The sequence below is a fragment of the Rhodomicrobium sp. R_RK_3 genome, from assembly GCF_002198715.1.
Classification (GTDB): domain Bacteria; phylum Pseudomonadota; class Alphaproteobacteria; order Rhizobiales; family Rhodomicrobiaceae; genus R-RK-3.
The window spans coordinates 138,446-164,173 of the sequence record NZ_MWLK01000031.1 but is presented as its reverse complement, the minus strand read 5'-3'; the positions used below and the strand labels follow the sequence as shown (position 1 = coordinate 164,173).

Here is a 25,728-nt window from a genome sequence, read left to right as displayed (position 1 = left end):
ACCCTGGGTCGGTGTCGCTGGTATTGAGGCTCCTTTATGCATTGAATATTCGATTTCCGGGGGGAGCCGATGTTTCGCCGCACCTGCGCGCTATTTTCGTTGATTGCCACGACTGTCTTGCCGTCTCAGCTTTACGCCGCCGACATCTACGCCAAGGACGGCGGAAGCTTCAAGGACGCGCCGGCCTATGCCAGCCCGGCGATCTGGTCCGGTTTCTATATCGGCGCTCATGCGGGCTATGGCTGGGGCGACACCAGCATCGGGGACGGCGGCACCAAGCTGGGCCAGCCGACGGTTCCGGGCGGACCGCCGCCCTTCGGCGCCTTTGCTTGCGGTCCGGCATTGACCGGCAATTATTGCGGCACGCCGATGGAGATCGACTCGGAAGGGGCGTTCGGCGGCGTCCAGCTCGGTTATAACGTGCAGCGCGGCCGTTTCGTCTTCGGCGTCGAGGGCGAACTCGGCTGGCTGAACATCGAAGAGGACAAGCTGCTGTTTCGGCCCAATGACGACCAGGATTTCGGCTCGGTCGAATATGGCATGTACGGCACGCTGACCCTGCGCGCGGGCTACGCCATCGACAGGGCGCTCGTCTATGCCAAGGGCGGCCTCGCTTTCGCCGACATCAAGCACACCGCCTTCGACATCGACAACGGCGCGCTCGCCGAGGGCAGCCAGACCAGCACCAGCGATGTGCAGACCGGCTGGGCGCTCGGCGCCGGCATCGAATATGCGCTGACCGATCGCGTCTCGGTGAAGGCCGAATATCTCTACATGGATTTCGGCACGGACGATTCCCGGAGCCCGCAAGGCGACATCTACGACTTCGAGAACGCGCTGCACACGGCCAAAGTCGGCGTCAACATCCATCTGACGCCGGATGCCGAAGTGCTGAAATAGAACCAAGCGGGGGGCCGAGGCCCCCCTTTCATTTCTGCCCCGGTTTTGCCGCGCATTCCTGTTCCCACGACCCAATCCGGCGCCGCCGCGGCCGCGCGACTGCTGGCGGCTGCGGTAGCGCCGCGGGTGGGGCGAAATTTTAAGGGAGTTCAGGACAGACGGGGGGCTATTTCACCAATTGGCGCAGGGCGGCGACGAGCAGGTCCTGCTGGAACGGCTTCACCACGCGCGGCGCCGCGTCGAATTCGGGCCGGACGCCGCCGGCGCCATAGCCGGTCGAGAAAATGAACGGAATACCCCGGCCACGCAGAATTTCCGCGATCGGATAAACATCCTCGCCGTTGAGATTAATGTCCAGCACCGCAAGGTCGACCGCCGCATTCCTCGCCAAGTCGATGCCGGTGTCGAGCGAATTGGCCACCGCCTCGACCTGCAGGCCGGCATCGGCGAGCATGTCCTGCAGCATCAGCGCAATCAGCACTTCGTCTTCGACAATGAGGACTCGCCGCGGCGAGGCACTGTCATGGTCCATGGCAATTTCCATGTTCATGGGATAATCCTTCACCAGGAAGATACACGGCCCCGGCCACATAGCAAGCGGCGCAAGCGGGCCGCCCTGCCGCATGCGCCTAAAGTCCGGCCGTGTATACGGGGGACGGCGAGGGAAATGAGTTTGAACCTTCCTTTGCCGGAAACGTTATGCCGCCAGTAACAACCCGACGGAGGACGACATGGATAATTCGACGAAAGCTTACGGCAAGGAAGCGATGTCTGCGGCCGAAGATGCCGCCGAGCGCCTCAAGCACAAGGCCAACGAAGTGGCGGACCGCGCCCAGGAGAAGTTCGGCGAAGCGTATGATGAAGTATCCGCGCGCGCCAGCGAAGCCCGCGACGCGGTGCGTGATTACGCCAATCAGGCGGCCGACAAGCTTGACGAATCGCTGAAGACCCGTCCGATGTCGACATTGATCGGCGCGGTTGCGGTCGGTTTTCTGCTTGGCGCGATCTGGAAGCGGTAAACGCCCGAGGCCGTTGCGTTCCGGCTTGGCCGGATCGAGGGTTTTGGGTCCGGCGCTTGGTCGCGTTTCGCGCCCGGACTATGCATTTGCTCGAAATTGCTTGAGAAAGCGCCCCGATGTTTGGCTCGCTCATCGACTATGTGAAACTGAGCGCTGCCTCGGCCACGACGCGGATTATCAGCGTCCTGGCCGTCGCGGTGCCGTTGCTGATCGCCGCCTCATTCGGGCTCGCGGCGATCTATATCGCCATCAGCAACCGCTATGATTCCCTGACGGCGGCGATCTCCTTGGCGGTCGCCTTCGTCATTCTCGCCGTCATTGCGCTGATCGCGGTCACGATCTGGCGCAAGAAGCAGGAAGCGCTGAGGCAGGAAGCGTTGATGCGGGCCAGGCGCACGGCCGCCGCATCGGCGCTGATGGCGGTCAACCCGGCATTGCTGCTCGGCGCCGGACGCATGGCGGTCGGGCTCGCCCGCCGGGCGCCGCTGCTCATCATGCTGCCGCTCGCCGCCGGCTTCATCTTCGCCCTCACCCGGTCGTCGTCGCCGGATGAGGAGAAGGATCACGTCGCCTGACCGGCGATCAGGCAACAGGCAGTTCGTCGGAAACCTCGGCCGTCGCGCCGAGGTTTTCTATTGCCGCATCGACTTCCGCGCCCGCCAGCAGCGTCGTCACCGTCAGCCATAGCCAGGTCATGAAGATCGCCGCCGCCCCGAGCGTGCCGTAGGTGACCGAATAATGCGCGAAATTGGTCAGGTAGAACGAGAACAGCATCGACATCGCCACCCAGAGCAGCGCCGCCAGCATCGCACCCGCCGTCAGCACCTGCCAGTTCTTCTGCCGGCCGTTCGGGGCGAAATAATACAGCGCCGCGATCAGCACCTGCACCCCGAATAGCAGCGCCAGCCAGCGCAGGCTGAGCAACTGGCTTCCCAGCTCCTGCCGCAGCCATTCCGAGATCGGCAAGAGCATGATGTTCACCGCGATAATCATGAAGGCGAGAAACGCCGTGGTCATGATGGCGGCGAGCACGTTGATGCGCAGGAACGAGCGGGTCTCGCGCCGCTCATAGACCACGTTCATCGCCTCGATCAGCGATTTCATGCCGGAATTGGCGCTCCACATGGCGATGCTGAAGCTGAACAGGAAGGTGCCGAGATTGGCGCGCGGCCGCGATATCAGCTCGCGCAGGAAGCCCTGGAGCAGGCCCAGCACGTCGCCGGGCACGACGGCGGGCATGGTGGCGAGGAATGTTGTGATGTCGGCGGGGTCGCCCAGGAAGCCGTAAAGCGCGACGAGCGCCGCAAGGCCGGGAAAGATCGCCAGCACCAGGAAGAAGGCGCTCGAGGCCGCGACGCTGAGAATATTATGCGTCATGAAGCGGTGATAGATGCCCGCCGCAAGTTCGGTAATCAGCGAGCCGGCGGAGCGCGCCTCGGTGCGCGCGCTCTCCCGTTTCGATTGGAACACAAGGCGCCGGAGCGCCCGGTCGAACCATCCGCGCACGCGTGAACGGGGTTTCTGGAGCACATTGGCCGCCACAAACCCCGCCGCGAAAAGTCCGATCGTCGTCAGCACCCTGGTCGCGATGCCGCGCTGGATGCTCGGTCTAGGCGTATCGCCGTCAGCCACGTCTCACGAGACCTGCGACCAGCGACACGACGAATAGGATCACCGCGATCCAGAACAGCAACGAAGCGCCGGACGCCGCGGTCCCGGCGATGCCGCCGAAACCGAGCACCCCCGCGACGATGGCGACGACGAGAAAGATCAGTGCCCAATAAAGCAAATTACCCATGACGACCTCCTGTTTATGATGGTGGAGGACAAACGGCTGGCGAACATAGGGGTTCCCACCCGCCAGCCTCGGGATCATAAGGCGGCTTGCCGCCGTTGGCGAGGGCGCTAAAAGCTGTTGGATGTGCGCAAAAGCACAGCTTCGGTGAGGGGTTCCGGGCCGAAATCCTGCACCGCGTCGATACCGAGGATTTCCACCAGCCGGTTGCGCGCCCGGTTGACCCGGCTTTTGATGGTGCCGACGGCGCAATTGCAGATGGCGGCCGCCTCCTCATAGGCAAAGCCCTCGGCCCCGACGAGGATCAGGGCTTCCCGCTGATCCTCGGTCAACTGGCCGAGCGCCTTCATTAGATCCTGTGCGTCCATCCGCCCCTGTTGCGGTGGCGGCACGCTGAGACGCGAGACATAATCGCCGTCCTGGTCGGGCACTTCGCGGCGCCGGCGGCGGCATTCGGAAAAATATGTGTTGCGCAGGATCGTGAACAGCCACGCCCTGAGATTGGTGCCCTCCTGAAAACTGTCCAGGCTGTTCCACGCTTTCAGCATGGTCTCCTGCACCAGATCGTCTGCGCGGTCGGCGTCGCCGCACAAGGCGATGCCGAACGCCCGCAGATTGGGGAGGTAGGACACCAATCCTTGTCGCACAGCTTCCGAACTCAAGAGCGATCCTCCTGGCATTTCAGCTCGTTCAGAAGTTGTAAAAGGTGATCTGGTAAAGGTTCATGCAGGAGCTTGTCGTAGGAGGTTTTCAATTGAACGATCACCTGCTCCCCCAGCTCGGCACTATGTTCGCTTTGCCGGCTTTTGGCCGATTGGCCCGCCTTCAAACGAATTCCCTTGTGTTCCTCGGTATCTGACATCATCATCGCCGTGTCCCTGCAACCTGAGATCGTGCCACCTTCAGCCGTTCGCACGGCCGAAGTAAAAGGCGTCACGAAATTCAGGTTTGCTTGACTTGATTATCCCTCGATTGGTGCGTAAGTCTTGATGCACCCGCGTAGACTTTTGCGCATCATGGCCTCGGGAAAACTGAGCGTTTTAAAGCCCTCAAGGGCATGTAGCTTCAGGAAAACTCAAGAGTGGCCATGAAAGTTCCAGCCTTTGGCAGGGAACAAAGCGGCGCGTGGTGAGTTACCACGATCGGGCTTGCAACATCGGGAGTGGCATATGCGTTTATCCTCAACAGTGGCGTCAACCTTGCCAACGCTGCGGCGGTACGCCAGGGCGGTGACCGGGAGTCAGGCTGCTGGCGACGACCTCGTCGCGAAGGTTCTGGAGCGCTTGATCGCCACCACGGATCTGCTGCCGGCCGACCAGCCGGTGAGAATTGCGCTTTATCGTGAATTTTTGCGGCTCTTGAACGAAGGCGAGCCGGACGAGGCCGCCGAGCGGGACGAAGACACCGCCAGCGCCGCCGACAAGCGTCTCGGCCGGCTGTCGCCGCGTCCGCGCCAGGCCTATCTGCTGCGCGCGCTCGAGGGCTTCACCCCCGAGCAGGCCGCCTTCGCGCTCGACACCACCGTGCAGAATGTCGCGGCTTTGTCGGAGCAGGCCAACCGGGAGATGATCGGGCAGGTCGCGACCGACGTGCTCATCATCGAGGACGAGCCGATGATCGCGCTCGACCTGAAGGAGATCATGACCAGCCTCGGCCACCGCGTCACCGCCATCGCCCGCACCCATCGCGAGGCGGTTGAGGCCGTCGCCGAGGGCCGCTGCGGCTTGGTGCTCGCCGACATCCAGCTCGCCGATGGCAGCTCTGGCATCGAAGCGGTGAACGACATTCTGGAGACCATCGGCGTGCCGATCGTCTTCATCACGGCTTTCCCGGAGCGGCTTTTGACTGGCGAGCGGCCGGAGCCGACTTTCCTCATCACCAAGCCGTTCCAGCCCGAAAACATCAAGGCCATCACCAGTCAGGCGCTGTTCTTCAATCTGAACGCCCGCGCCCGCCAAGCCAAGCTCGGCACCGGCGCCGACGCGGCTCCGCCGCTGGGGTCTTAATCGGCGGGGCGGTTTGCGCCTCTGAGGCCGCGATACCCCTCACCCACCCGCCTATCGGCGAAGCCCTCTCCCTCAAGGGGAGAGGGTAAGGGCGCAAGGCTTCGAAGCTGTGACTCCCATCTGGCACGGCGCAGGCATCTCCCGTCGAGGAAGAGGGCGGGCGTCGTCAGGTTGAGGGGTGAGGGGGCTTTTGCTTCCTCTCTCCCGTCATCCGCTCAGCACAAAAAAAACGGCGGCTCGCGCCGCCGTCAAATTCCAATCCGGACCCCAGCTTACAGCCGGTTGGCCCATTCCTTAACCTGGCGCTCGGCTTCTTCACGGGCGATGCCGTAGCGTTCCTGTACGCGGCCGACGAGCTGCTCTTGGTTGCCCTCGATGCGGGCGAGGTCGTCATCGGTAAGATCGCCCCAGGATTCGCGAACCTTGCCTTTGAACTGCATCCAATTGCCTTTAATCTGGTCCCAATTCATCAAAGTCGCTCCCATCTGATTGAACTTGCGGAATCTTGCATCCCACTGCGCAATTAACGCGGATTGAACTCGAATAGTTCCGTTATCGCGAAGATGACTTTGGGGGAAGGGGGAGCGGCTTACGGCGTAATCGCCGCAAGCCGCTGGTACATGGACTGGGCAACGTGAGGGCATCGGGGAAGGGAGACTAGTCACGTGTCCATATACTTGCCGGGTCAACACACAGCTTCGGGGGTTGGTTCCCAAAAAATTTGAAATTCTCGCGGGGGCCGTTTGGCCGCACCCCGAAACCCTTCAACCTCCGTCTGAGCCGGCCCGCGTAAGCTGTGCCGCCGCGCGGGTGGAGCTGCGGTGAAATCGCCGCCGCGGGGGCAATCCCTATGCCGGAACTCAGGGCAGGCCGGGACGTTAATCGCGCATCCACGCCGTGCTATTTTGGGTTCATCGACATGCGCAACAATACCGGGATTGAGCGTCCGGCCGTCGCTGTCTCGTCGACATCCCGCTGGGCGAGCGCCGCCAATGTCTCGGTGGTCGGCCTGTTCTTCATCGCCGTGATGGTCGTGCTCTATCTGACGCGCGCCATCGCCGTTCCGGTCGTGCTGGCCCTCATCATCGGCACCATCCTCGCGCCGATGGTCACGCGGGTCGAGCGGCATGGCGTGCCGCGCGTGGTCAGCACCATCCTCATCGTGCTGTTCCTGCTGGCGGCGCTGGTGTTCTTCGCCATCGCGCTCACGGCACCTTTGACCGATTGGATCGGGCGCGCCTCCGAACTCGGCGCCCTCCTGAAATCCCGGCTGCAGGATTTCCGCCAGCCGCTCTCGGCGCTGCAGGATCTTTACGGCGCGCTGCAGAATATCGGCGGCAATGCCGGCCAGGGCACCGAGGCGATCAAGATCGAGGCCTCGGCCAATGCCAGCATCATCGAGACCGCCATCTCGGTGCTGACCCCGGCGCTCAGCCAGCTCCTGATTTTCTTCGTCTCGCTGATCTTCTACCTGATCTTCAAAAACGATTTCAAAGCCTCCGCCATCCTCGCCTTCTCGACGCGCGACACGCGGCTGCGCATCCTGCGCATCTATAATGACGTCGAATCCCGGCTGGCGCGGTTTTTCACGACCTTCACCATCATCAACATCACGCTCGGCGCCGTCATCACCCTGGCGATGTGGATCGTCGACATGCCCAACCCGCTGCTCTGGGGCGTGCTGGCCGCGGTTTTGAACTTCCTGCCCTATCTCGGGCCGGCCATCGTGACGATCGCGCTGATCGTCGCCTCGATCCTGTCCTTCCCGACGCTGGCGCAGGCCGCGCTGCCGCCGCTCATCTACACGGCGCTGCACGTGCTGGAGGGCGAATTCCTCACCCCCAGCGTGCTCGGCTACAGTTTGGCGGTGAACCCGTTCCTGCTCTTCCTGTCGGTGATCTTCTGGACCTGGATGTGGGGGCCGATCGGGGCGTTTCTGGCCGTGCCGATCGCCATGGTGACCGTCGGCGTGCTGCAAAATCTCTTCCCCGGCCCCGAACATCCGAGCCTGCCGTGAGGCCGGGGCGCATGAGCAACAGGAACGAAGATCCGATGCGCGGGCTTCTGCATAGATACGGTTCGTTCAGGGTCGTCGAACCAAAGTCGCAAACGGCGTGAGACGCGACCATCAGAGTCGCAACAGGGAACGGGGACCGTCATCGATGGGCGGCGCGGGGAGGGCAATAGCCAGCCGCGCGCTCAATCTGTCGGCTTTGGTCCCCAAAGCGGATGAAAGCAGTGACATGCGCGAGGAAAGTTGGCCCCTCAGCACGCATTTGATCGTCCTTGCGCTGGCGATCATGGTGCCGCTTCTGGGCCTTGCCGGATTTGCCCTCCGAAGCAGTTTCGCCACGGAGCGCGCGGCTGCGTTCGAGAGCACGCAGCGCATGGCCGATGCCGTGACCGACAGCCTCGACCGCGAATTCATCAGCGTCAAGACCATCCTCAACGTCCTCGCCCAGGACACCGCCTTCGACCGCGGCGAATACCGGACGCTTTATGACCGCGCCAAGGAGGGCCTGAAGGGCCGCCACGGCAATCTGGCGCTGGCCGGGCCGGACGGCGCGATGATCTTCTACACCCGCTATCCCTTCGGCACCGACCTGCCGCCGCCCCGGCTGGCCGACGATGTCGACCGGGATGCCGGCAAGACGCTCTCGCCGTCGCTGACCAATCTGTTCACAGGCTCGGCCTCGCAAAAGCAGCTCTTCGCCACGGTGGTGCCGATCGAGCGCAACGGGCGCGCTGCGGGCTGGCTGCATTTCACCATGGAGCCGCAGGAGCTGGCGACCGCCATCGCCGAGCCGGCGCTGCTGCCCGGCGCGGATTACATCCTCGCCGACGGCGCCGGCAAGGTCGTGCTGACCAGCTCGAAGATGCTGGCCAGCCCCGATATGCTCCCCGCATCCATATTGGACGCCGCCAAGGGCGATTTCGGGGTCTTCGAAACAAAGGTCGGCGACAGCCCGATGCTGGTCTCCTACCGGCGCTCCGCCCTCACCGGCTGGACGGGCTACTCGATCATCCCGCTCGCGGCCATCGAGGCGCCGCTGTCGCGGCTCTGGCACGATTTCCTCATCACCAGCATCATCGCGCTCGGGCTGTCGATCATCGCCGCCTTCCTGTTCAGCCGCACCATGACGCGGCCGATGCACGAGCTGATGCGTGCCGCCACCGCCTTCGGCCTCGGCGAGAGCGCGCCCCTGCCGCATTCGACCTTGCGGGAAGCCAACCTGCTCGCCGAGACCTTGAGCGAGGCCTCAACCACGCTGCGCACCCGGACCGACGAGTTGCGCCAGAGCGAGCGCCGCTTCCGCCTGTTCGCCGAGCGCACGCCGGACGCGATCTGGTTCCTGAATGTCGAGCGCGACCAGATGGACTATGTCAGCCCCGCCTTCGAGACCATCTGGGGCAGGCCGACCGCCGAGCTTACCGGCATGGCCGCCTGGAGCGAGACGATCTACCCCGACGATCTGGCCGCGCTCGGCGGCAAGCTCGAGCTGAAGCCGTCCGACAAGCAGATCGAATACCGCATCGTTCGGCCGGACGGCAGCACGCGCTGGGTGCGCGACACCCGCTTCCTGCTGCAGGCGAGCGAGGGACAGCCGGGCGTCCTCGCCGGCATCGTGCGCGATTTCACCGCCCGCAAGGAAGCTGTCGACGCGCTGACCGCCGCCCGCGTCGAGGCCGAGAACCGCATGGCGGAGCTGGAGCATCTCTACGAGAACGCCCCGATCGGTCTCGCCGTCATCGGCACCGACTACCGCATCCAGCGCGTCAATGATTTCGTCGTCAAACTCAGCGGCAAGCCGCCGGAGAGCCATGTCGGCCAGCCCATCTTCGATCTGCTGCCCAATATGCAGGAGGCGGCCGAGGGGCCGTTCGAGGAGCTGCAGAAGACCGGCAGGGCCATCCGCGGCATCGAATTCCAGGCCAGGATCGGATCGGAGCAGGAGGCGCGCTTCTGGTCCGCGCATCTCTATCCGATCCACGGCGCGGACGGCACGGTCAAATGCATCGGCATCATCCTGGAGGACATTTCCGCCGAAAAGCTGCATCAGCGCGAGCTGGCGCGCCTTGCCGCCATCGTCTATGCCGCCAATGACGCGATGTTCAGCGCCAGCCCGGACGGGGTGATCCTGAACTGGAATCCGGCGGCGGAGACGCTGTTCCAATATTCGGACGCCGACGCGGTCGGCAAGCCGCTGTCGATGCTGTTCCCGCCCCGCGCCGATGGCGAGCATGACGCGCTGATGCGGGAGCTGAAGAAGGGCGAGAGCTCGCGCATCGACACCGAGCTGCGCCGCAAGGACGGCAAGCTGGTGCCGATCTCGATCAGCCTCGCCCCGATCAAGCGCGGCGAGGAAACCATCGCCGTCTCGATCACCATCGAGGACATCACCGAGCGCAAGCGCTCCGAGGCGCGGCAATTGCTGATGAACCGCGAGCTGGCGCACCGGGTGAAGAATTCGCTGGCCGTGATCCAGGCGATGGCGCGGCACACGCTGCGCTCCTCCCCGAGCCCCGAGGCGTTCACCAAGGCGTTCGAGGGCCGGCTGCAGGCGCTGTCGACCTCGCATAATCTGCTCACCGCCTCGCAATGGGAGGGCGCCGAGCTGCGCGACCTGATCCGCGAACAGCTCGCCCCGAGCGGCGCCGGCACCGGCCGGCTGAAGCTGAGCGGCCAGCGGCTGACGCTGCCGCCCGGCATCGCGACTTCGCTCGGCCTCGTGCTGCACGAGCTGGCCACCAACGCGGTGAAATACGGCTCGCTCTCGGTGCCGCGCGGCCGGGTCGAAATCGCCTGGACGGTCGATTCATCGGGCAAGGAGCGGCGGCTGAAGCTGGACTGGCGCGAGGTCGGCGGCCCGCCGGTGACGGAGCCGGCCGAGAAGGGCTTTGGCTCGACGCTGATCGCCCATTCCGGCCGGGTGACCCAGCATTTCGACCCGGAAGGCCTGCATTGCACCGTCGAGATGGCCTTCGCGGAAGACGCCCCGCCGCTGTTCTGAGCGGGAAGGCGGCCGGAGCGGCGCTGGCTCACGGCAGGCATCACCGATCCGCAGCCAAGTCCCCTCTCCCATGGGGAGAGGGCTAGGGTGAGGGGGTAATGCTTTCCGGTGGTTTGATGCCTGTCCAAGAACACCCGGATGGGGCGGTGTGGCAAACCGATCGTTTGTAACCCCTCACCCGGCACGCTTTCAGCGCGCCACCCTCTCCCACTGGGAGAGGGTTTTGGCTGCGGCCACGGAAGGGCGGATTGCACCGTAGAGATGGCTTCCAATCTTGCGGCAGCGCCCCTGGTAAGCAACTCCGCAAAAATCCCTCTCTCGTCGCCCCGGCCGTCAGAGCCGGAGCCGACTCGCCTCGCCGCTTGCCGGCGCTCGCGGATCGGCCAATGGGTCCCGGCTCACCGGCTGCGCGGCGTCCGGGACGAAGCGGGGCTATTGAATGACCGCCGCCTTGGCGCGGAGCGTATCGGCGTCGAAGTCGTAGTGGGTGTTGCAGAATTCGCAGGTGACCAGCACGTGGCCGTCCTCGACCATGTCCTCGATCTCTTCCGGCGAAAAACTGGTCAGCATCTGCTCGACGCGGTCGCGCGAGCATTGGCAGAAAGCCGAGATCGGCGTGGCGTCGAAGGCGCGTACCCGCTCCTCGTGGAACAGCCGGTAGAGCAGCCGCTCCGGCTCAAGGCTGACGTCGAGCAATTCGTGGTCCTCGACCGTCGCCGCCAGCAATTGCGCGCGCAGCCAGGCATCGTCGGCGTCATGGCCGTTGCTGCTCGGCGCGCCGCCCTCGCTGGTCAGTTTCTGCACCATCAGCCCGCCCGCGCGCCAGGACCAGGAGCCGGGCTTGCCGTCCCGGCCGCCCTCGAACTGGCGCGCGACGGCGATCTTGATGAAGGTCGGCAATTGCTCGGACTGGCGGAAATACAGATCCGCCGCCTCGGTGATGTTGCCGCCCTCCAGCGGCACGATGCCCTGATAGCGCTCGCTGTCGGGGCCCTGGTCGATGGTCATGGCCAGATGCCCGTCGCCGAGCAGCTTGGCGCCGCCATCGGGATGCGCCGCATTGGCCGCGTCGAAGGCCTCCTGGTCGAAGGAGGCATAGCCGCGAATATTGCCCGGCGCGTAATAATGGGCGACGAGGAAGCGCACCGGCCCCTCGCTCGAGGTTTGCAGAATGAACTTGCCGTCGATCTTGAGGGCAGCGCCGAGCATCGCCGTCAGCGTCATCGCCTCGCCGAGGAGGTTGGAGACGGGGTCGGGATAGTCGTGCTGACCCAAAATCGTCGTGATGGCCGGTCCCATGCGCACAAGCCGGCCCCTTGCGCCTGACGACTCGATCTGAAAAGGGATCACGTAGTCGTCGGCGCCGCGCGTAAAATCATCCGCCATGGGCTATTGTCTATTGTCTCAGGTTTTTTCGAGGCACCATGCCAGGATCGCCCTCTGCGCATGCACCCGGTTTTCAGCTTCATCGAACACGACGGATTGAGGACCGTCAATCACCTCATCGGTGACTTCTCTTCCGCGCTGAGCGGGAAGACAATGCATGAATATGGCATCGGGGTCGGCAAATTTCATTAGCGCCGCGTTGACTTGATAATCTTTTAGCAGCGTGAGGCGCAGATCCTCGTCCTTCTGGCCCATCGAGATCCAGACATCGGTGACGATGCAGTCGGCGCCGGCGACCGCCTGGCGCGGGTCCTCAAACAGCACGAGCCTTGCGCCCTCGCGCGCCGCCCAGTCGAGCGTTTCCTTCGCCGGCTGCAGCGAGGCGGGCGCCCCGATATGCAGGGTGAAATTGAAGCGCGCGGCGGCATGGATCCAGGACGTTGCCACATTGTTCGCGGCATCGCCCACCCAGGTGATGACCCGGTTCGCCACCGGGCCGATCTTTTCCTCGAAGGTCATGATGTCGGCGAAGATCTGGCAGGGATGCGAATGGTCGGTGAGGCCGTTGATGACCGGCACGTCGGCATGGGCGGCAAGCTGCACCAGATTGGCGTGCGAGGTCGAGCGCAGCATCAGGACGTCGACATAGCGCGACAAGACGCGGGCGGTGTCGGCGATGGTCTCGCCGCGGCCGAGCTGCATGTCGGTGCTGTTGAGCACGATCGACTCCCCGCCCAGCTTGCGCATGGCGACGTCGAAGGAGACGCGCGTGCGGGTGGAGGGTTTCTCGAACATCATCACGAGCATCTTGCCGGCGGCGAGCTGGCCGTATTTGGCGCCGCCGGCGCGCAGATCGGCCTTCATCGCATGGGCGAGCTTCATAAGCTCTTCGAGCGTCGCGCGGTCGAAGGGCTCGATGTCGAGAAAATGCCGGATAGCCATGTCAGGCGGATTCTTCAGCTAAAGGCCTGCCGCTGAGCGCGGCGCAGGCGGAGGAGAGTTTCTGACAGGCCTCGGCAATCTCGGCATCGCCGATGATCAGCGGGGGCGCCAGACGGACGACATTGTCGCCGGCGCCGACAGTCAGCATATGCTCGGCGAGCAGCGCCTGGGAGAGCTTGGTGCTCGGGATCTTGCATTTGAGCCCGATCAGCAGGCCCTCGCCGCGCACCTCCTCGATGATATCGCCATAGAGGTCGGTGATCTCGGCGAGCCGCTGTTTCAAGAGCAGCGCCTTTTGCTGGACGGCTTCGAGGAAGCCGTCTTCCAGCATCACGTCGAGCACGGCGTTGCCCGCGCTCATGGCGAGCGGATTGCCGCCGAAGGTCGAACCGTGGCTGCCGGCCGTCATGCCGGCCGCCGCCCGGTCGGTCGCCAGGATGGCGCCGGTCGGGAAGCCGCCGCCGAGACCCTTGGCGACGCCCATGATGTCGGGCGTGATGCCCGCCCATTCATGCGCGAACAGCTTGCCGGTGCGGCCCATGCCGGTCTGGATCTCGTCGAGGATGAGCAGGATGCCGTGCTCGTCCGCCAGCGCGCGCAGGGCGCGCAGGAACGGCCAGCCGACGGGGCGCACGCCGCCCTCGCCCTGGATCGGCTCGATCAGGATGCCGGCAGTCTCCGGCCCGATCGCGGCGCGCGCTGCGGCGATGTCGCCGACAGGCACCTGGTCGAAGCCGTCGACCTTGGGGCCGAAGCCGGCGAGGTGCTTTTCCTGGTTGCCGGCGGCGAGCGTCGCCAGGGTGCGGCCATGGAAGGCGCCCTCGAAGGTAATCATCCGGTAGCGCTCCGGCGCGCCATTATGGCTGTGGAACTTGCGACCCATCTTGATCGCGCCTTCCATGGCCTCGGCGCCGGAATTGCAGAAGAACACCTTGTCTGCGAAACTGGCCGCGCAAAGCCGCTCGGCCAGCCGCTGCTGGCCGGGGATCTGATACAGGTTGGAGGTGTGCCAGAGTTTGCCGAGCTGTTCGGTTACGGCCGCGACCAGATGCGGATGGGCGTGCCCCAGGGCCGACACGGCGATGCCGGCGCCGAAATCCAGATATCGGGTGCCGTCGGCGGTATAGAGAGAGGCTCCCTGGCCGCGTTCGAAGGCGACATTGGCTCTGGCATATGTGGGCAGCACCGCGGACATGGCTGGATCAGGACGCTCCGTGTGTGAATTGGAAAAAGCCGCATCGCGGCGCATGGGTTAATAGTAGGATCATTCAGCGATTGCGGCTGGGCTGTCAATTGGCACAAAAGACACAGCGGGTCAAAAAACCAGCCCCCTAACAGCCGTTTAACCCTTCCTTCATTTGTTTTCCAAGGCCAGCCGTGTCATTATGATTTTAGTGATGACGGCGCGCGGTTGTTTTGTTCCCGCAAGTGCTTAGTTCCCTGTCGTCACAATCCAGCAGCTTGTTGTTGTTCACAGCACTCGTCCCGCTCGCTGGTTTTCTCAAGTACAGCGTTTGTATCTGCGTTTGACGTAAACCGGGCTTTTGCTCCGCGTAGCCGCGCCGCGTTCGCTTTTTTGCGACGCTGGTCTGCCGCCGCGGAAGCTGGGTGCACGTGCCAACATCAATTCGCTTTAGAAGTACGAGGAGGCAGAATTATGGGGTGGACCGAAGAACGCGTAGAGCTTCTGAAGAAGCTTTGGGCCGATGGGCTCAGCGCAAGCCAGATCGCTGGCCGTCTTGGCGAGGTCACACGCAATGCCGTCATCGGCAAAGTTCACCGTCTCGGTCTCGCCGGCCGGGCAACCACGTCCCGCATGCGCTCGGCCCGTCCGCGCAACCGGGTTTCGCACCTGCCGCTGCGGCCGACCCGCGTGCAGTACCGCACGCAAGGCAATGTGGCGCTGAAGCCGATCTTTGCCCCGATGGAGCACACCCACGTCGCATTGGCGCTGGTGCCGTCCATCGTCGAGGAGCTGAACATCCCGTCGGCTCTGCGCATCGATCTGCTCGACCTGAAGGAATGCATGTGCCGCTGGCCGGTCGGCGATCCGCAGGACGACAATTTCCATTTTTGCGGCCGTCCGAAATCGTCGGGCGTGTCCTATTGCGAACATCACGCCCGCGTCGCCTTCCAGGCCGCGCCGCGCCGCAAGCGCTAGCCGGATCTCCGGGGAAGCCTGTGGGTGAGCAGGTTGGGGGAACCGAGATTCGGTCCCGGATTACGGCGATGCCAAGCAGTCAAAGCGGGGGGTGAGGGCCGGAAGCGATTGAGGGATTTCGCGCTTCCGGCTCTCCTGTTTTTTGCGCAGGGGCGCTGCCTGGCCCGGACTTGGTAAGGGCTATGAACTTCCAAACGTTTCCGCGGATCGCCCTGTCGCCTTGGCGGGCGTGATCGTCTTTGAGATCACCGAGAGGCATTACCCCCTCACCCGGCGCTGCGCGCCGACCTCTCCCCATGGGAGAGGTGAAGGCGGCTCGGAGATTTGGTTCTACTGCCTGTCGGATTCGCCTTTGAGCTACGCGGTATTCCGCCGGTTGGGGTGAGGGGGTTATGCCTCTCGGCGCAATCTTCAGCCTATCGGCCGCGCCAATACGCGGCCCAGCACTCACCCCGTCATGATCTGCGAGCGCTCGCCGAAGGCGTAGCCTGAGCCGCGCACCGTCCGGATCGGGTCCTTGTCCCGGCCGCGATTGATCGCCTTGCGCAGCCGGCCGATATGCACATCGACCGTGCGCTCGTCGACATAGACGTCATGGCCCCAGACGCCGTCGAGCAATTGCGTGCGCGAGAACACCCGGCCCGGGCTCTGCATCAAGAACTCCAGCAGCCGGAACTCGGTCGGGCCGAGCCGCACCTCGCGCGTATTGCGGGTGACGCGGTGCGCTTCGCGGTCGAGCTGCATGTCGCCGACCGCCAGCACGCTCGCGATGCGCTCCGGGCTCGCCCGGCGCAGGATCGCCTTGATGCGCGCCATCAGCTCGGGCACCGAGAACGGCTTCACCACATAATCGTCGGCGCCGGTGGTCAGGCCGCGAATGCGGTCGGCCTCCTCGCCGCGCGCGGTCAGGATGATGATCGGGATGCCGCGGGTCGCCCGGCCGCTGCGCCAGCGACGGCACAGCTCCAGGCCGGACAGGCCGGGCAGCATCCAATCCAGAATGATGAGGTCGGGCGGCGTCTCGGCGACGGACAGCTCCGCCTCCTCGCCGCGGCGGGCGACGGAGACGAAATATCCCTCGGCCTCGAGATTGTAGCGGAGGAGGAGCGCCAATGGCTCCTCATCCTCCACGACGAGGATCTTCGGAGTCATCGCCGCCATCGCACCGGCCTCGGCGCGTTACGCAGTGGGCTTTTCAGGCATGACAAAGCTGGTCGTATCCCCTTTTGGTCGCTGCTCCGTGACGGGCCTTCCGGTGACGAGGAAATGGATCATCTCGGCGATATTGGTGGCGTGGTCGCCGATGCGCTCCAGGTTCTTCGCCCCGAACAGGAGGTGGGTGCACAGGCCGATATTGCGCGGATCTTCCATCATATAGGTGAGAAGTTCGCGGAATACAGAATTGTAGATCGCGTCCAGCTCTTCGTCGCGCCGCCAGACGCGCAAGGCTTTCTCCGCGTCGCGCTGCGAATAGGCGTCGAGCACGTCGGTGAGCTGCTCGAGCGACTTGTTGCCGATATGGCGGATGCCGATCATCAACTGCTTGGGCCGGTTCTCGGCGGCGATCGCCATGGCGCGCTTGGCGATGTTCTTGCCGAGGTCGCCGATGCGCTCCAGATCGCCGGCGACGCGCACCGCCGTCATGATCTGGCGCAGGTCGACCGCCATCGGCTGACGGCGGGCGATCATCGAGATCGCCATGTCCTCGACCTCGCGCTCCAGCCGGTCGATCTGCTCGTCCTGGCGGATGGTCGCCTCGGCGAGGCCGGGATCGCGGTTCTCGAGCGAGTCGATGGCGCGGCCGAGGAGCTGTTCGGCAAGACCGCCCATCTGCGCGATCCTGTTGTCGAGGGCCTTCAGCTCGTCCTCGAAGGCGCTGACGATATGTTCCGTGACCATGCTGGGTGCCTCCTGGGCGTATGCGCGCGGCGGCTCAGCCGAAGCGCCCTGTAATATAATCCTGAGTGCGTGTCTCGCGCGGGACGGTAAAAATCTGAGAGGTCTCACCTTCTTCAACCAATATGCCGAGGTGGAAAAACGCCGTGCGCTGAGAGACGCGGGCGGCCTGCTGCATGGAATGGGTGACGATGACGATGCAGAAATTCTGCCTGAGTTCGTCGATCAGCTCCTCGATGCGGGCGGTGGCGATCGGGTCGAGCGCCGAGCAGGGCTCGTCCATCAGGATGACTTCCGGATTGACCGCGATGGCGCGCGCGATGCACAGGCGCTGCTGCTGGCCGCCCGAAAGGCCGGTGCCGGCTTCCAGGAGGCGGTCCTTCACCTCCTTGTAGAGCCCGGCCTTTTCCAGGCTGGTGATAACGATCTCGTCGAGGTCCGCCTTGGACTTGGCGAGGCCGTGGATGCGCGGGCCATAGGCGACATTGTCGTAGATCGATTTCGGGAACGGGTTCGGCTTCTGGAACACCATGCCGACGCGCGCGCGAAGCTGCACGGGGTCGATGCTCGGGTCATAAATGTTGACGCCGTCGATTTCGACGCTGCCGGTGACGCGGGCGGCGGGAATGAAATCGTTCATCCGGTTCAGGCAGCGCAGGAAGGTGGACTTGCCGCAGCCGGAGGGGCCGATAAAGGCCGTCACCGACTTGTCGCGGATGTCGATGCCGACATCGATCAGCGCCTGTTTCTCGCCGTAGAACACCGAGACATCGTGCGCCTTGATCTTGGCGTCGGTGCTGACCGGCGCGGCGGTCGGCTCATGCAGCGTCACCGCGATATTGGCGAAGCGGCCCTGTTCCATAGTCGGTACCTCGTTCACGGGGTCCTCCAAGCTCATCTCTTCTCTTCGCCCGTCTACCATTTGCGCATGAACCGCTGGCGCAGCACGATCGCGACGGCGTTCATGACCACCATGAAGCCCAGCAGCACGAGCGTCGCCGCGGCGGTGCGCTCGATGAAGCCGCGCTCGGCTTCGGTTGCCCACATATAGACCTGGACGGGCAGGGCGGTGGCGCTGTCCAGCGGGCTGGTCGGATAGTCGATGACGAAGGCTACCATGCCGATCATCAGGAGCGGCGCGGTCTCGCCCAGCGCCTTGGCGAGGCCGATGATGGTGCCGGTCAAAATGCCCGGCATCGCCAGCGGCAGCACGTGGTGGAAGATCGTCTGCACCCGCGAGGCGCCGACGCCGAGGGCCGCTTCGCGGATCGAGGGCGGCACGGCGGCGACGGCGGCGCGGGTGGCGATGATGATGGTCGGCAGCGTCATCAAGGTCAGCACGAGGCCGCCCACCAGCGAGGCGGAGCGCGGCAGCCCGGCGAAATTGATGAACACCGCGAGGCCCAAGAGGCCGAAGACGATGGACGGCACCGCGGCCAGATTGTTGATGTTGACCTCGATCAGGTCGGTGAAGCGGTTCTTCGGCGCCAGCTCCTGCAGGTAGATCGCGGCGGCGACGCCCAGCGGCACGGCGAGCAGCAGCACCGTCGCCATCATGAAGAACGAGCCGATCAGCGCGACGCCGAGGCCTGCGGTTTCCGCATCGCTCGAGGCGCCGTTGACGAACAGGCCGGTGTTGAAGCGCTTGACCATGCGGCCGTCGGCGACGAGCTTGTCGGCCCAGCCGATCTGGCGGTCATTGACCTTGCGGCGATCCTCCGGCGTGTCGCGGCTGATCGAGCCTTTCAGCAAAGCGTCGATCTCATCGCGGGCCAGCACCCAGACCGGCTGGGTCGTGCCGATCAGCGCCGGGTTCTTCATGACCATGTCGCGGAGCTGGATATCGACGCTTTGCGACAGCATCTGGTTGGCGTCGCGCCGCACCTTCCGGTCGCTGCTCTCGAGGCCGATCAGCTTATACAGGGCGGCCTGGGCAAGCTTGGGATAATTGGCGTTGCGGATATCCTCGGGCTTTTGCGTGCCGGAGGGGTCGATCTCGGCCGGGTCGAAAAACACGTCCAGCTTGATCGAGGACTGCACGAAGGCCGGATAGCCGTTGCGGACGATGGTGGTGAACAGGATGGCCAGCGCGCCAAGGCTGATGGCGATGGCCACCATGCCATAGGCCTTGAAGCGCCATTCGGCGAATTTGCGGCGGCGCGCCAAGGCGGCGGCGACATCGGCGCGCGTCGCGGAAGCGGGCGGGTTGAAGGACGTGCTGGCGATCGTCATTCATATTGCTCCCGGTATTTGCGCACGATGTGCAGCGCGTAGATGTTCATGCCAAGCGTGATGGTGAACAGCGTCAGGCCGAGCGCGAAAGCGACCAGCGTCTGCGGCGTGTTGAATTCGAGGTCGCCGGTGAGCTGGCTGACGATCTTCACCGTGATCGTCGTGACCGATTCCAGCGGGTTGAAGGTGAGATTGGCGGCGATGCCGGCGGCCAGCACCACGATCATGGTCTCGCCGATGGCGCGCGATCCGGCGAGCAGCACCGCGCCGACGATGCCGGGCAGGGCGGCGGGCAGCACCACCTGCCGGATGGTCTCAGATTTCGTCGCGCCGAGGGCGAACGAGCCTTCGCGCAAGGCCTGCGGCACCGCGCTGATGATGTCGTCGGAGAGCGAGGAGACGAAGGGGACAATCATGATGCCCATGACGAGGCCCGCGCCGAGCGCGCTGGTTGCCGAGATCTGCAGGCCGAACAGCGCGCCGGTGTCGCGCAGGAACGGGCCGATGGTGATGAGCGCGAAGAAGCCGTAGACGATGGTCGGGATGCCGGCGAGGATTTCCAGGAGCGGCTTGAAGGCGGCGCGCACCCTGGGATGGGCGTATTCCGACATGTAGACCGCCGAGAACAGGCCGAGCGGCACGGCGGTCGCCAGCGCGATGGCGGAGATGAACAGCGTGCCCCAGAGCAGCGGGACGAGGCCGAACTGGCCGTGCTCGGCGGCTTCGCCCGCGCCGGCAAAGCGCGGGTCCCAGACGGTGCCGAACAGGAATTCCAGCGGATTGACGGCCTTGAAGAAATTCACGCTCTCGCCGAGCACCGACATGATGATGCCGAGCGTCGTCAGGATGGCGACGGTCGAGGCGGCGATCAGCCCGGCCCGGATCACGCTCTCGACGGAGTTGCGGGCGCGGAACTGCGCGCTGATGCGGCTGAAGGCATAGACGAAGCCGGCAAGCGCAAGCAGGGCGGCGATGCCGGTCATCAGCCAGCGGCTGGTCGCGCGTACGGCGTTCAGATGGTCGGCGGCGGCGATGACATAGGGCTCGGGCTCGGAGGCGAGGATCACCCCGGCCTTGCCGAGAATATCGCGGACGGCGGCCGGATCGCTCGCGATCTGGCTGCGCTCGGCCGGCGTCAGATAGGGCAGGCCGCGCGCCACCGCATCGATCGTGCCCATGATCAGCGAGACCTCGCCCTGCCGGTGCTCCAGCACGGTGGCGGGCAGCTCGGCGCGCACCATCATGTTGATGGCGGTGGGGGAGAGGACGGCCCAGAGCAGGGTGAAGATCAGCGCCGGCAGCACGGTCCAGAGCGCCAGGTAGCCGCCATAATAGCCGGCCCGCGAATGCATCGCGCGGGGATTGTCCTCGGCGATACGCCTCGCCTTGAGGAGGCCGATGATGAAGGCCGGAATGAGCGCGATTAGCAGGATGGTCAGGAGAACGCTTATACTCACTGGTGTCTATCCGCTTTTAGAGGTTTCGCGCGGTATGCGGGGAGGGCGGCCCTTGCGGACCACCCTCGATATGCGCATCAGATCAGGACTTGGCGCCCATGGTCGTCAGCTTGTCGACCGTCTCGCGCACGGCCTTGGCCTCGGCGTCCGGCAGCGGCACGAGGCCGTTCTCGACCAGCGGGCCGTCGGCGCCGATGACCTTGTCGGAGACGAAGAAGTTGGCGTATTCCTTCAGGCCGGGAATGACGCCGACATGCGCCTTCTTGATGTAATAGAACAGCGGGCGCGACACCGGATATTTGCCCGACGCGATGGTCTCCTGGGACGGCTTGATGCCGCCCATGGTGGCGACGCGCAGCTTGTCGGCATTGTTCTCGAAGAAGAACAGGCCGAACACGCCGATGCCGGTCTTGTTGCCGTCGATGCGGGCGAGCGTCTCGGGATAGTCGCCGTCGATGTCGACCGCGTGCTTGCCGCCGTCATCCTTGCGGACCTGCAGGCAAGCCTTCTCGGCCTTCTTCTCGTCGCCGAGCTTGGCGGTCAGGGCAGCCAGCGTGCCGGTCGCCTTGCAGCCGGCGCCGAGGACCTTTTCCTCGAACACTTCGCGCGTGCCGTGCTTCTCGCCGGGGATGTAGGCGGCGATTTCCCAATCCGGGAAAGCGGGGTTGATCTGGTTCCACTTGGTGTTCGGATTGGCGACCAGCTTGCCGTCGACGACCACTTCCGGCGCGAGCGCGAGGAACCAGTCCTTCGGCTCGAACTTGAAGTCGGGGCCCTTGACGTCGCTGGCGAAGACGATGCCGTCATAGCCGAACTTGACCTCGACGACGTCCTTCACGCCGGCCGCCGCGCAAGCTTCCAGCTCGCTCGGCTTGATCGGGCGCGAGGAATTGGCGATGTCGATGAATTCGGGGCCGACGCCCTTGCAGAACTGGTTGATGCCGGCGCCCGAGCCGCCGGACTCGACGATGACCTTGAACTTGGAATTGCCCTTCTGGAACTGCTCCGCGACGATTTTCGCATAGGGCAGCGCGGTCGAGGAACCGGCGACCTTGACTTCGTCGCGGGCGAAAGCGGGGCTGGCGGCGAGCGAGGCGGCAGCGGCCGTCGCCGCGGCGAGCGCGATAAATCCTGGTTTCACGGGGTGGCACTCCTTGATTTCGTTTTTGGAGGGAGGGGCCGCTAACCCGCTCCCCACGCCAGACCTTAGCAACGGCGTCATAGAAGCAGTATGACAGTTGCATAAACTTATGATGACAGGTTAAGGCGTTGGTTTTGAAAGGGTATTCGCAGAAGCGTTAATGTTTTTGCGAAGATGGGGTAAGGCGGACCGCGGAGGGTCCGGCGTCCCGCGACTGTCCGCGCGGTCACGTCGCTCAAATCGGCGGCGGCGCCTCGGTCAACGTCACCGTAAAAATCGAGCCTTCGCCGAGGCGCGAGGTGATCTTCAGGTCGCCGCGATGGCGGGTGACGACGTGCTTGACGATGGCAAGGCCGAGCCCGGTGCCGGATTTCTCGCCGCCATTGTCGTTGGCGCGGTAGAAGCGCTCGGTCAGGCGCGGCAGGTGCTTCTCGGCGATGCCCTCGCCGTCGTCGCGCACGGCGAGGGCGAATTTGCCGCCCTCCGCCTCGCCCGCCCGCGCGACGCTCAGCCAGACATTGCCGCCCGTCCGGCCGTATTTGATGGCGTTCTCGACCAGATTGGAGGCCATCTGCACCAGCTCGTCGCGGTCGCCGAGCACCCAGGCCCCATTGCCGTGAACGGCCAGATGCACCGTGGCGCCGGCCTTCTCGGCGGTCGGCTCGAGGCCCGTCACGACCTGGCGCGCAACGTCGTTCAGGTCGACGCGGGCCTGCGGCTTCAGATGCAGCCGCATCTCGACCCGGCTCAATGACAAAAGATCGTCGATCAGGCGCTTCATGCGGTAGGCCTGGCGCGCCATGATCTCCAGGAAATGATCGCGCGCGGCCGGGTCGTTGCGGGCGGCGCCCTGCAGCGTCTCGATGAATCCGAGCACCGAGGCGAGCGGCGTGCGCAATTCATGGCTGGCATTGGCGATGAAATCGGTGCGCAGCCGGTCGAGCCGTTCCTGCTCGGTCAGGTCGCGCAGATGCACGAGGATGGCGGGCGTCGCATCGCCGGGGATTTCGCTCGCCGGGCCGATCCAGGAGATCGTCACCTCCATATGGCGCTCGATCGGCACGCGCGGTTCGTAGGAGACGACCTGCCGGGGGCGCAGCGCCGCATTGACGCGCGAGATGCCGCCGAGCACGCCGGGATCGCGGATGGCGCCGGACAGATGCTGGTTCTGCCGGATGGTCGGGAAGAAATCGCGGGCGAGATTGTTGAAAGCGAGCACCCGCCCTTGCGCGTTCAGAATGATCGCCGGGGCGGGCAGGCCCTCGAGCAGGCCCGCGACGGCGCGGTCGGCCAGCATCCGGTCGTTGACGCGCAGATCGAGCCGGACGGGCCGCATCACGCCTTCGCGCGGCAGCAGGGCGGCACCGGCGAGAATCGAGAGAAAGCCGGAGATGGCGGGGACGGCGGGCAACTCGTAGATCAGCACGAAGATCAGGATGACGCTGCTGCTCAGCGCCAAGAGCCAGCGGCGGAGATAGAGCCGCTGCGCCACCCGGGTCGCGAGCGCTTCGGCGCTGGGGGGAAAATCAGGCAACACGATATCGCCGACATAACCGCCAAAACGGCTGTCCTCGTCTTGCAGATGGTCCACCATGAGGAGCGTGATCTTCCGGGTCTGTCGTTGCGGCGCGGTGAGCCGCGATATGCGGCCGAAACTTGCCCCCGGGTGTGATTGCTAGCATGGGAATGCGACAGTTTGTTCACAAGGACCGCCGAATCCGTGCGCGGACGGCGAGGAAATTTTTGCCATAAGAGCAAAGTTGCCGGAGGATCGCAAGCGTGTGGGGCAGGGCGGGCTACGATCAGCGGTAGGCCGGGCGCGCATATTCCTTATAGGCGCCGCCGAAAGCCGCGGCGACATAGCCCGCGCCGCGGCAGGCCGTGTAGAAGCTCGAGGTGACCCGGTCGGGGCGGCGCCAGCCATGAGCCAGCAGCGCATAGGCGATGCGCGCGCTGCCCGCGCCGAGGCGGGCGAGGCCCTTGGCGAGGCTCCCGAGGCGTCCGGCGGCCGAGGGCCTCGCGGACATCGCCAGATGCGCCTCGACATTGCCGGTGCGGTACCAGCGGGTGAAGATCCAGCGGCGGCTCATGCGGCGCTCGGGCACGAATTCATGCACCCGCGCGTCCTCGGCCCAGGCGATGCGGTGGCCGCGCGCCAGCAGCGATTTGAAGAACATGGTGTCTTCGCCGCCGGTCTCGTTGAAGCGCGGATCGAAGCCCGCGCCTTCGCCGAGCGCCGATAGGGCGATGATGGCGTTGCAGGTGAAGCCGTCCTCGGCGAAGCCCCCGCGCTCCGCGACGCGGTTGACATAGCGATGCACCGGCAGCCAGGACGGCGGGGTGCGCTCGAAGATCGGGAAGACCGGGCCGAGGGCGGCGGCGGCGCCGCTTTCGATGAGCCGCCCGTAAAGCGCCTCGAGCCAGAGCGGTTCGGCGGCCTCGTCATCATCGATGAAGATAATATGCGTCGCCTCGTCGGCGCGCGCGGCGGCGAGACAGGCGTTGCGGGCATGGACGAGCCCCTTTTTCGGCTCATGCACGGCCCGCAGCGTGAAGCGGCCGCTCCCGGCATAAAGCCGGCACAACTCCGCCGCCGAGCCCTCCGCCGAATTGTCGACCACGACCAGCACGATGTGGTCGTCCTGCAGCCGCTCCAACCGCTGCCGGTCGAGCGAGGCGAGCAGGGCGGCGAGGCCCGTGGGGCGGTTATAGGTGCAGACGCAGAGGGCCAGCAGCGGGGTGGCCGGGGCGAGCACGGTCATACGGGAACGAGCCTCCTCAGCCGCTTGCCGATGGCCGCGCCGCCGAAGCGCAGGATCAGCGGCCAGATGGCGGGATTGGTGGCAACGAGTTGCAGCACGGCGCGGAGGTCGCGGGCCTTGGCGGCATCGACGGCGGCGACGAATTCGGCCGCGCGCTCAAAACTGCGTACATAGGATTGGGCGGCGAGCGCGATGTCGGAACGGGTGCCGAAGCGTTCGGCGAGCCTTTCATCGCCGATCATCTGGTGCAATTGCGCCAGATGCGACGCCTTCAGCCGCCAGCTCTGCGATGCCGCGTGCATGCGGTAGCGGTAAAAGCTCTCCGACGTTACGACGAACCGCGCGCCCGCCAGCAAGCCATTGAGGCAGAACAGGAAGTCCTCGCCGAAATCGAGCCCTTCGCGATGCCGGATGCCGTTCGCCTTCAAGAATTCGGTGCGGAACATGCCCTTCACCGCGCCGAGCGTGAAACGCGGGGAGCCGAAGGCGCGGTTGGCGCGCAGGAAGGCCGGGGCATCGACGATGAAGGCGTAGGGCTCGGCTCCGGGCGGGATCATGGTGGCGCCGCCGGTTTCGCCGTCGCGGTGGAAGCGCCGGAAATTGTCGGCGACGATGTCGGCGGAGGTGGCGGCGGCAAGATCCAGCAAACGGCGGCTGCGCTCGGGCGCGATCAGATCGTCACCGTCGAGAATGGCGAGCCAGTCGCCGCCCGCCCGCTCCATCGCCGCGTTGCGGGCGGCCGAGGGACCGCCATTCGCCGCACGGCGGATCAGCATAATGCGGGCGTCCTCGCGCGCCATCGCCTCGACGAGATCGGCGGTGCCGTCGGTGGAGGCGTCGTCGGCGACGATGACTTCGATGCAGACGCCGGTCTGGGCGAGGGCCGAGCGGATCGCATCGCCGACAAAGGGCGCAGCGTTATAGGTGGCGACGATGAAGGAGATGTCCGCGCGGACGGCGCCGTCTTGCGGGCCGGGCTTGTCGCGCGTCTCGATAGCCGCCTCGATCATCGCCTAGCC

At 65.0% G+C, this 25,728-nt stretch carries 25 protein-coding genes; 7 read left to right on the top strand and 18 right to left on the bottom strand.

All coding sequences use genetic code 11. From position 1 onward, the window contains the following. Positions 1-69 precede the first annotated feature (69 nt). A complete protein-coding gene (locus BLEFHOIH_RS18560; protein ID WP_088347507.1) occupies positions 70-900 on the top strand; it encodes an outer membrane protein in 831 nt (276 codons plus the stop codon). A gap of 166 nt (positions 901-1,066) precedes the next feature. On the opposite strand, the gene BLEFHOIH_RS18555 is transcribed toward BLEFHOIH_RS18560, so the two are convergent. Further along, positions 1,067-1,525: a response regulator gene (locus BLEFHOIH_RS18555; RefSeq protein WP_245297088.1), complete on the bottom strand. Its 459-nt coding sequence runs from the start codon at positions 1,523-1,525 to the stop codon at positions 1,067-1,069. Positions 1,526-1,631: 106 nt separating this feature from the next. Here BLEFHOIH_RS18555 and BLEFHOIH_RS18550 point away from each other — a divergent pair, with 106 nt between their 5' ends. After that, positions 1,632-1,919 (top strand): DUF883 family protein, encoded by a 288-nt coding sequence (locus BLEFHOIH_RS18550; protein WP_088347506.1) that lies wholly within the window; start codon positions 1,632-1,634, stop codon positions 1,917-1,919. Positions 1,920-2,035: 116 nt separating this feature from the next. Beyond that, positions 2,036-2,494 carry a hypothetical protein gene (locus BLEFHOIH_RS18545; protein WP_088347505.1) on the top strand — a complete coding sequence of 153 codons (459 nt, stop codon included), beginning with the start codon at positions 2,036-2,038 and terminating at the stop codon, positions 2,492-2,494. Between the two features lie 7 nt (positions 2,495-2,501). Here the strand turns inward: BLEFHOIH_RS18545 and BLEFHOIH_RS18540 are convergent, their stop codons facing one another. From BLEFHOIH_RS18540 to BLEFHOIH_RS18525, 4 genes are all read right to left on the bottom strand, one after another. After that, positions 2,502-3,551: a YihY/virulence factor BrkB family protein gene (locus tag BLEFHOIH_RS18540; RefSeq protein ID WP_088347504.1), complete on the bottom strand. Its 1,050-nt coding sequence runs from the start codon at positions 3,549-3,551 to the stop codon at positions 2,502-2,504. Further along, on the bottom strand, positions 3,544-3,717 hold the full coding sequence (locus tag BLEFHOIH_RS18535; RefSeq protein ID WP_088347536.1) for a DUF1328 domain-containing protein: 174 nt from the start codon (positions 3,715-3,717) through the stop codon (positions 3,544-3,546). Before BLEFHOIH_RS18535 ends, BLEFHOIH_RS18540 begins: the two co-directional genes overlap by 8 nt. Positions 3,718-3,824: 107 nt before the next feature. Continuing rightward, positions 3,825-4,394: a sigma-70 family RNA polymerase sigma factor gene (locus tag BLEFHOIH_RS18530; protein ID WP_170937251.1), complete on the bottom strand. Its 570-nt coding sequence runs from the start codon at positions 4,392-4,394 to the stop codon at positions 3,825-3,827. After that, positions 4,373-4,582: a NepR family anti-sigma factor gene (locus tag BLEFHOIH_RS18525; RefSeq protein ID WP_088347502.1), complete on the bottom strand. Its 210-nt coding sequence runs from the start codon at positions 4,580-4,582 to the stop codon at positions 4,373-4,375. The genes BLEFHOIH_RS18530 and BLEFHOIH_RS18525 overlap by 22 nt, the downstream gene beginning before the upstream one ends. Positions 4,583-4,883: 301 nt before the next feature. Here BLEFHOIH_RS18525 and BLEFHOIH_RS18520 point away from each other — a divergent pair, with 301 nt between their 5' ends. Further along, entirely contained in the window at positions 4,884-5,720 is an 837-nt protein-coding gene (locus tag BLEFHOIH_RS18520; RefSeq protein ID WP_088347501.1) for a response regulator, read from the top strand. A gap of 272 nt (positions 5,721-5,992) precedes the next feature. Here the strand turns inward: BLEFHOIH_RS18520 and BLEFHOIH_RS18515 are convergent, their stop codons facing one another. Further along, positions 5,993-6,190: a CsbD family protein gene (locus BLEFHOIH_RS18515; protein WP_088347535.1), complete on the bottom strand. Its 198-nt coding sequence runs from the start codon at positions 6,188-6,190 to the stop codon at positions 5,993-5,995. Positions 6,191-6,639: 449 nt separating this feature from the next. Between BLEFHOIH_RS18515 and BLEFHOIH_RS18510 the strand changes: the two genes are divergently transcribed. After that, a complete protein-coding gene (locus tag BLEFHOIH_RS18510) occupies positions 6,640-7,737 on the top strand; it encodes an AI-2E family transporter (protein WP_170937250.1) in 1,098 nt (365 codons plus the stop codon). Positions 7,738-7,963: 226 nt separating this feature from the next. Continuing rightward, positions 7,964-10,732 (top strand): PAS domain S-box protein, encoded by a 2,769-nt coding sequence (locus tag BLEFHOIH_RS18505; RefSeq protein ID WP_170937249.1) that lies wholly within the window; start codon positions 7,964-7,966, stop codon positions 10,730-10,732. 432 nt (positions 10,733-11,164) lie between these two features. On the opposite strand, the gene BLEFHOIH_RS18500 is transcribed toward BLEFHOIH_RS18505, so the two are convergent. Genes BLEFHOIH_RS18500 through BLEFHOIH_RS18490 form a run of 3 tightly spaced genes read right to left on the bottom strand, consistent with a single transcriptional unit; the run spans position 11,165 to position 14,255 of the window. Beyond that, positions 11,165-12,118: an Hsp33 family molecular chaperone gene (locus BLEFHOIH_RS18500; RefSeq protein WP_088347498.1), complete on the bottom strand. Its 954-nt coding sequence runs from the start codon at positions 12,116-12,118 to the stop codon at positions 11,165-11,167. Positions 12,119-12,136: 18 nt separating this feature from the next. Beyond that, positions 12,137-13,060, bottom strand: coding sequence for an ornithine carbamoyltransferase (gene argF, locus BLEFHOIH_RS18495; protein WP_088347497.1), 924 nt, complete (start codon positions 13,058-13,060; stop codon positions 12,137-12,139). Between the two features lies 1 nt (position 13,061). Further along, positions 13,062-14,255 (bottom strand): aspartate aminotransferase family protein, encoded by a 1,194-nt coding sequence (locus BLEFHOIH_RS18490; RefSeq protein WP_088347496.1) that lies wholly within the window; start codon positions 14,253-14,255, stop codon positions 13,062-13,064. A gap of 462 nt (positions 14,256-14,717) precedes the next feature. Between BLEFHOIH_RS18490 and BLEFHOIH_RS18485 the strand changes: the two genes are divergently transcribed. Further along, positions 14,718-15,221 carry a GcrA family cell cycle regulator gene (locus BLEFHOIH_RS18485; RefSeq protein ID WP_088347495.1) on the top strand — a complete coding sequence of 168 codons (504 nt, stop codon included), beginning with the start codon at positions 14,718-14,720 and terminating at the stop codon, positions 15,219-15,221. A gap of 447 nt (positions 15,222-15,668) precedes the next feature. Here BLEFHOIH_RS18485 and phoB read toward each other — a convergent pair whose 3' ends face one another. The 9 genes from phoB to BLEFHOIH_RS18440 form a co-directional block, all read right to left on the bottom strand. Then, positions 15,669-16,373 (bottom strand): phosphate regulon transcriptional regulator PhoB, encoded by a 705-nt coding sequence (gene phoB, locus BLEFHOIH_RS18480; RefSeq protein WP_088347534.1) that lies wholly within the window; start codon positions 16,371-16,373, stop codon positions 15,669-15,671. A gap of 27 nt (positions 16,374-16,400) precedes the next feature. Next, entirely contained in the window at positions 16,401-17,120 is a 720-nt protein-coding gene (gene phoU, locus BLEFHOIH_RS18475; protein WP_088347494.1) for a phosphate signaling complex protein PhoU, read from the bottom strand. Positions 17,121-17,154: 34 nt separating this feature from the next. Then, positions 17,155-17,997, bottom strand: a complete 843-nt coding sequence (gene pstB, locus BLEFHOIH_RS18470; protein ID WP_245297087.1) for a phosphate ABC transporter ATP-binding protein PstB — start codon at positions 17,995-17,997, stop codon at positions 17,155-17,157. Positions 17,998-18,032: 35 nt separating this feature from the next. Beyond that, complete coding sequence (pstA, locus tag BLEFHOIH_RS18465; protein ID WP_088347492.1) at positions 18,033-19,349, bottom strand: phosphate ABC transporter permease PstA; 1,317 nt, start codon at positions 19,347-19,349, stop codon at positions 18,033-18,035. Then, positions 19,346-20,806, bottom strand: coding sequence for a phosphate ABC transporter permease subunit PstC (gene pstC, locus BLEFHOIH_RS18460; protein WP_088347491.1), 1,461 nt, complete (start codon positions 20,804-20,806; stop codon positions 19,346-19,348). Before pstC ends, pstA begins: the two co-directional genes overlap by 4 nt. 82 nt (positions 20,807-20,888) lie before the next feature. Then, the gene (locus BLEFHOIH_RS18455) at positions 20,889-21,947 is read right to left on the bottom strand and encodes a substrate-binding domain-containing protein (protein ID WP_245297086.1); all 1,059 of its coding nucleotides are present in this window, start codon (positions 21,945-21,947) and stop codon (positions 20,889-20,891) included. 235 nt (positions 21,948-22,182) lie between these two features. Continuing rightward, positions 22,183-23,541: an ATP-binding protein gene (locus tag BLEFHOIH_RS18450; protein ID WP_088347489.1), complete on the bottom strand. Its 1,359-nt coding sequence runs from the start codon at positions 23,539-23,541 to the stop codon at positions 22,183-22,185. Between the two features lie 208 nt (positions 23,542-23,749). Further along, positions 23,750-24,709 (bottom strand): glycosyltransferase family 2 protein, encoded by a 960-nt coding sequence (locus BLEFHOIH_RS18445; RefSeq protein ID WP_088347488.1) that lies wholly within the window; start codon positions 24,707-24,709, stop codon positions 23,750-23,752. Then, entirely contained in the window at positions 24,706-25,719 is a 1,014-nt protein-coding gene (locus BLEFHOIH_RS18440) for a glycosyltransferase (protein ID WP_088347487.1), read from the bottom strand. Before BLEFHOIH_RS18440 ends, BLEFHOIH_RS18445 begins: the two co-directional genes overlap by 4 nt. Between the last annotated feature and the right edge of the window lie 9 nt (positions 25,720-25,728).

Excerpts from the sequence above, each read along its gene's own strand:
- pstA (WP_088347492.1), bottom strand. The coding sequence starts at position 19,349 with ATGACGATCGCCAGCACGTCCTTCAACCCGCCCGCTTCCGCGACGCGC.
- argF (WP_088347497.1), bottom strand. The coding sequence starts at position 13,060 with ATGGCTATCCGGCATTTTCTCGACATCGAGCCCTTCGACCGCGCGACG.
- BLEFHOIH_RS18450 (WP_088347489.1), bottom strand. The coding sequence starts at position 23,541 with ATGGTGGACCATCTGCAAGACGAGGACAGCCGTTTTGGCGGTTATGTC.
- BLEFHOIH_RS18560 (WP_088347507.1), top strand. The coding sequence starts at position 70 with ATGTTTCGCCGCACCTGCGCGCTATTTTCGTTGATTGCCACGACTGTC.
- BLEFHOIH_RS18530 (WP_170937251.1), bottom strand. The coding sequence starts at position 4,394 with ATGCCAGGAGGATCGCTCTTGAGTTCGGAAGCTGTGCGACAAGGATTG.
- BLEFHOIH_RS18520 (WP_088347501.1), top strand. The coding sequence starts at position 4,884 with ATGCGTTTATCCTCAACAGTGGCGTCAACCTTGCCAACGCTGCGGCGG.
- BLEFHOIH_RS18555 (WP_245297088.1), bottom strand. The coding sequence starts at position 1,525 with ATGCGGCAGGGCGGCCCGCTTGCGCCGCTTGCTATGTGGCCGGGGCCG.
- BLEFHOIH_RS18490 (WP_088347496.1), bottom strand. The coding sequence starts at position 14,255 with ATGTCCGCGGTGCTGCCCACATATGCCAGAGCCAATGTCGCCTTCGAA.
- BLEFHOIH_RS18515 (WP_088347535.1), bottom strand. The coding sequence starts at position 6,190 with ATGAATTGGGACCAGATTAAAGGCAATTGGATGCAGTTCAAAGGCAAG.
- BLEFHOIH_RS18485 (WP_088347495.1), top strand. The coding sequence starts at position 14,718 with ATGGGGTGGACCGAAGAACGCGTAGAGCTTCTGAAGAAGCTTTGGGCC.
- BLEFHOIH_RS18500 (WP_088347498.1), bottom strand. The coding sequence starts at position 12,118 with ATGGCGGATGATTTTACGCGCGGCGCCGACGACTACGTGATCCCTTTT.
- BLEFHOIH_RS18550 (WP_088347506.1), top strand. The coding sequence starts at position 1,632 with ATGGATAATTCGACGAAAGCTTACGGCAAGGAAGCGATGTCTGCGGCC.
- BLEFHOIH_RS18505 (WP_170937249.1), top strand. The coding sequence starts at position 7,964 with ATGCGCGAGGAAAGTTGGCCCCTCAGCACGCATTTGATCGTCCTTGCG.
- BLEFHOIH_RS18545 (WP_088347505.1), top strand. The coding sequence starts at position 2,036 with ATGTTTGGCTCGCTCATCGACTATGTGAAACTGAGCGCTGCCTCGGCC.
- BLEFHOIH_RS18525 (WP_088347502.1), bottom strand. The coding sequence starts at position 4,582 with ATGATGATGTCAGATACCGAGGAACACAAGGGAATTCGTTTGAAGGCG.
- BLEFHOIH_RS18440 (WP_088347487.1), bottom strand. The coding sequence starts at position 25,719 with ATGATCGAGGCGGCTATCGAGACGCGCGACAAGCCCGGCCCGCAAGAC.
- phoU (WP_088347494.1), bottom strand. The coding sequence starts at position 17,120 with ATGGTCACGGAACATATCGTCAGCGCCTTCGAGGACGAGCTGAAGGCC.
- phoB (WP_088347534.1), bottom strand. The coding sequence starts at position 16,373 with ATGACTCCGAAGATCCTCGTCGTGGAGGATGAGGAGCCATTGGCGCTC.
- BLEFHOIH_RS18445 (WP_088347488.1), bottom strand. The coding sequence starts at position 24,709 with ATGACCGTGCTCGCCCCGGCCACCCCGCTGCTGGCCCTCTGCGTCTGC.
- BLEFHOIH_RS18510 (WP_170937250.1), top strand. The coding sequence starts at position 6,640 with ATGCGCAACAATACCGGGATTGAGCGTCCGGCCGTCGCTGTCTCGTCG.
- BLEFHOIH_RS18535 (WP_088347536.1), bottom strand. The coding sequence starts at position 3,717 with ATGGGTAATTTGCTTTATTGGGCACTGATCTTTCTCGTCGTCGCCATC.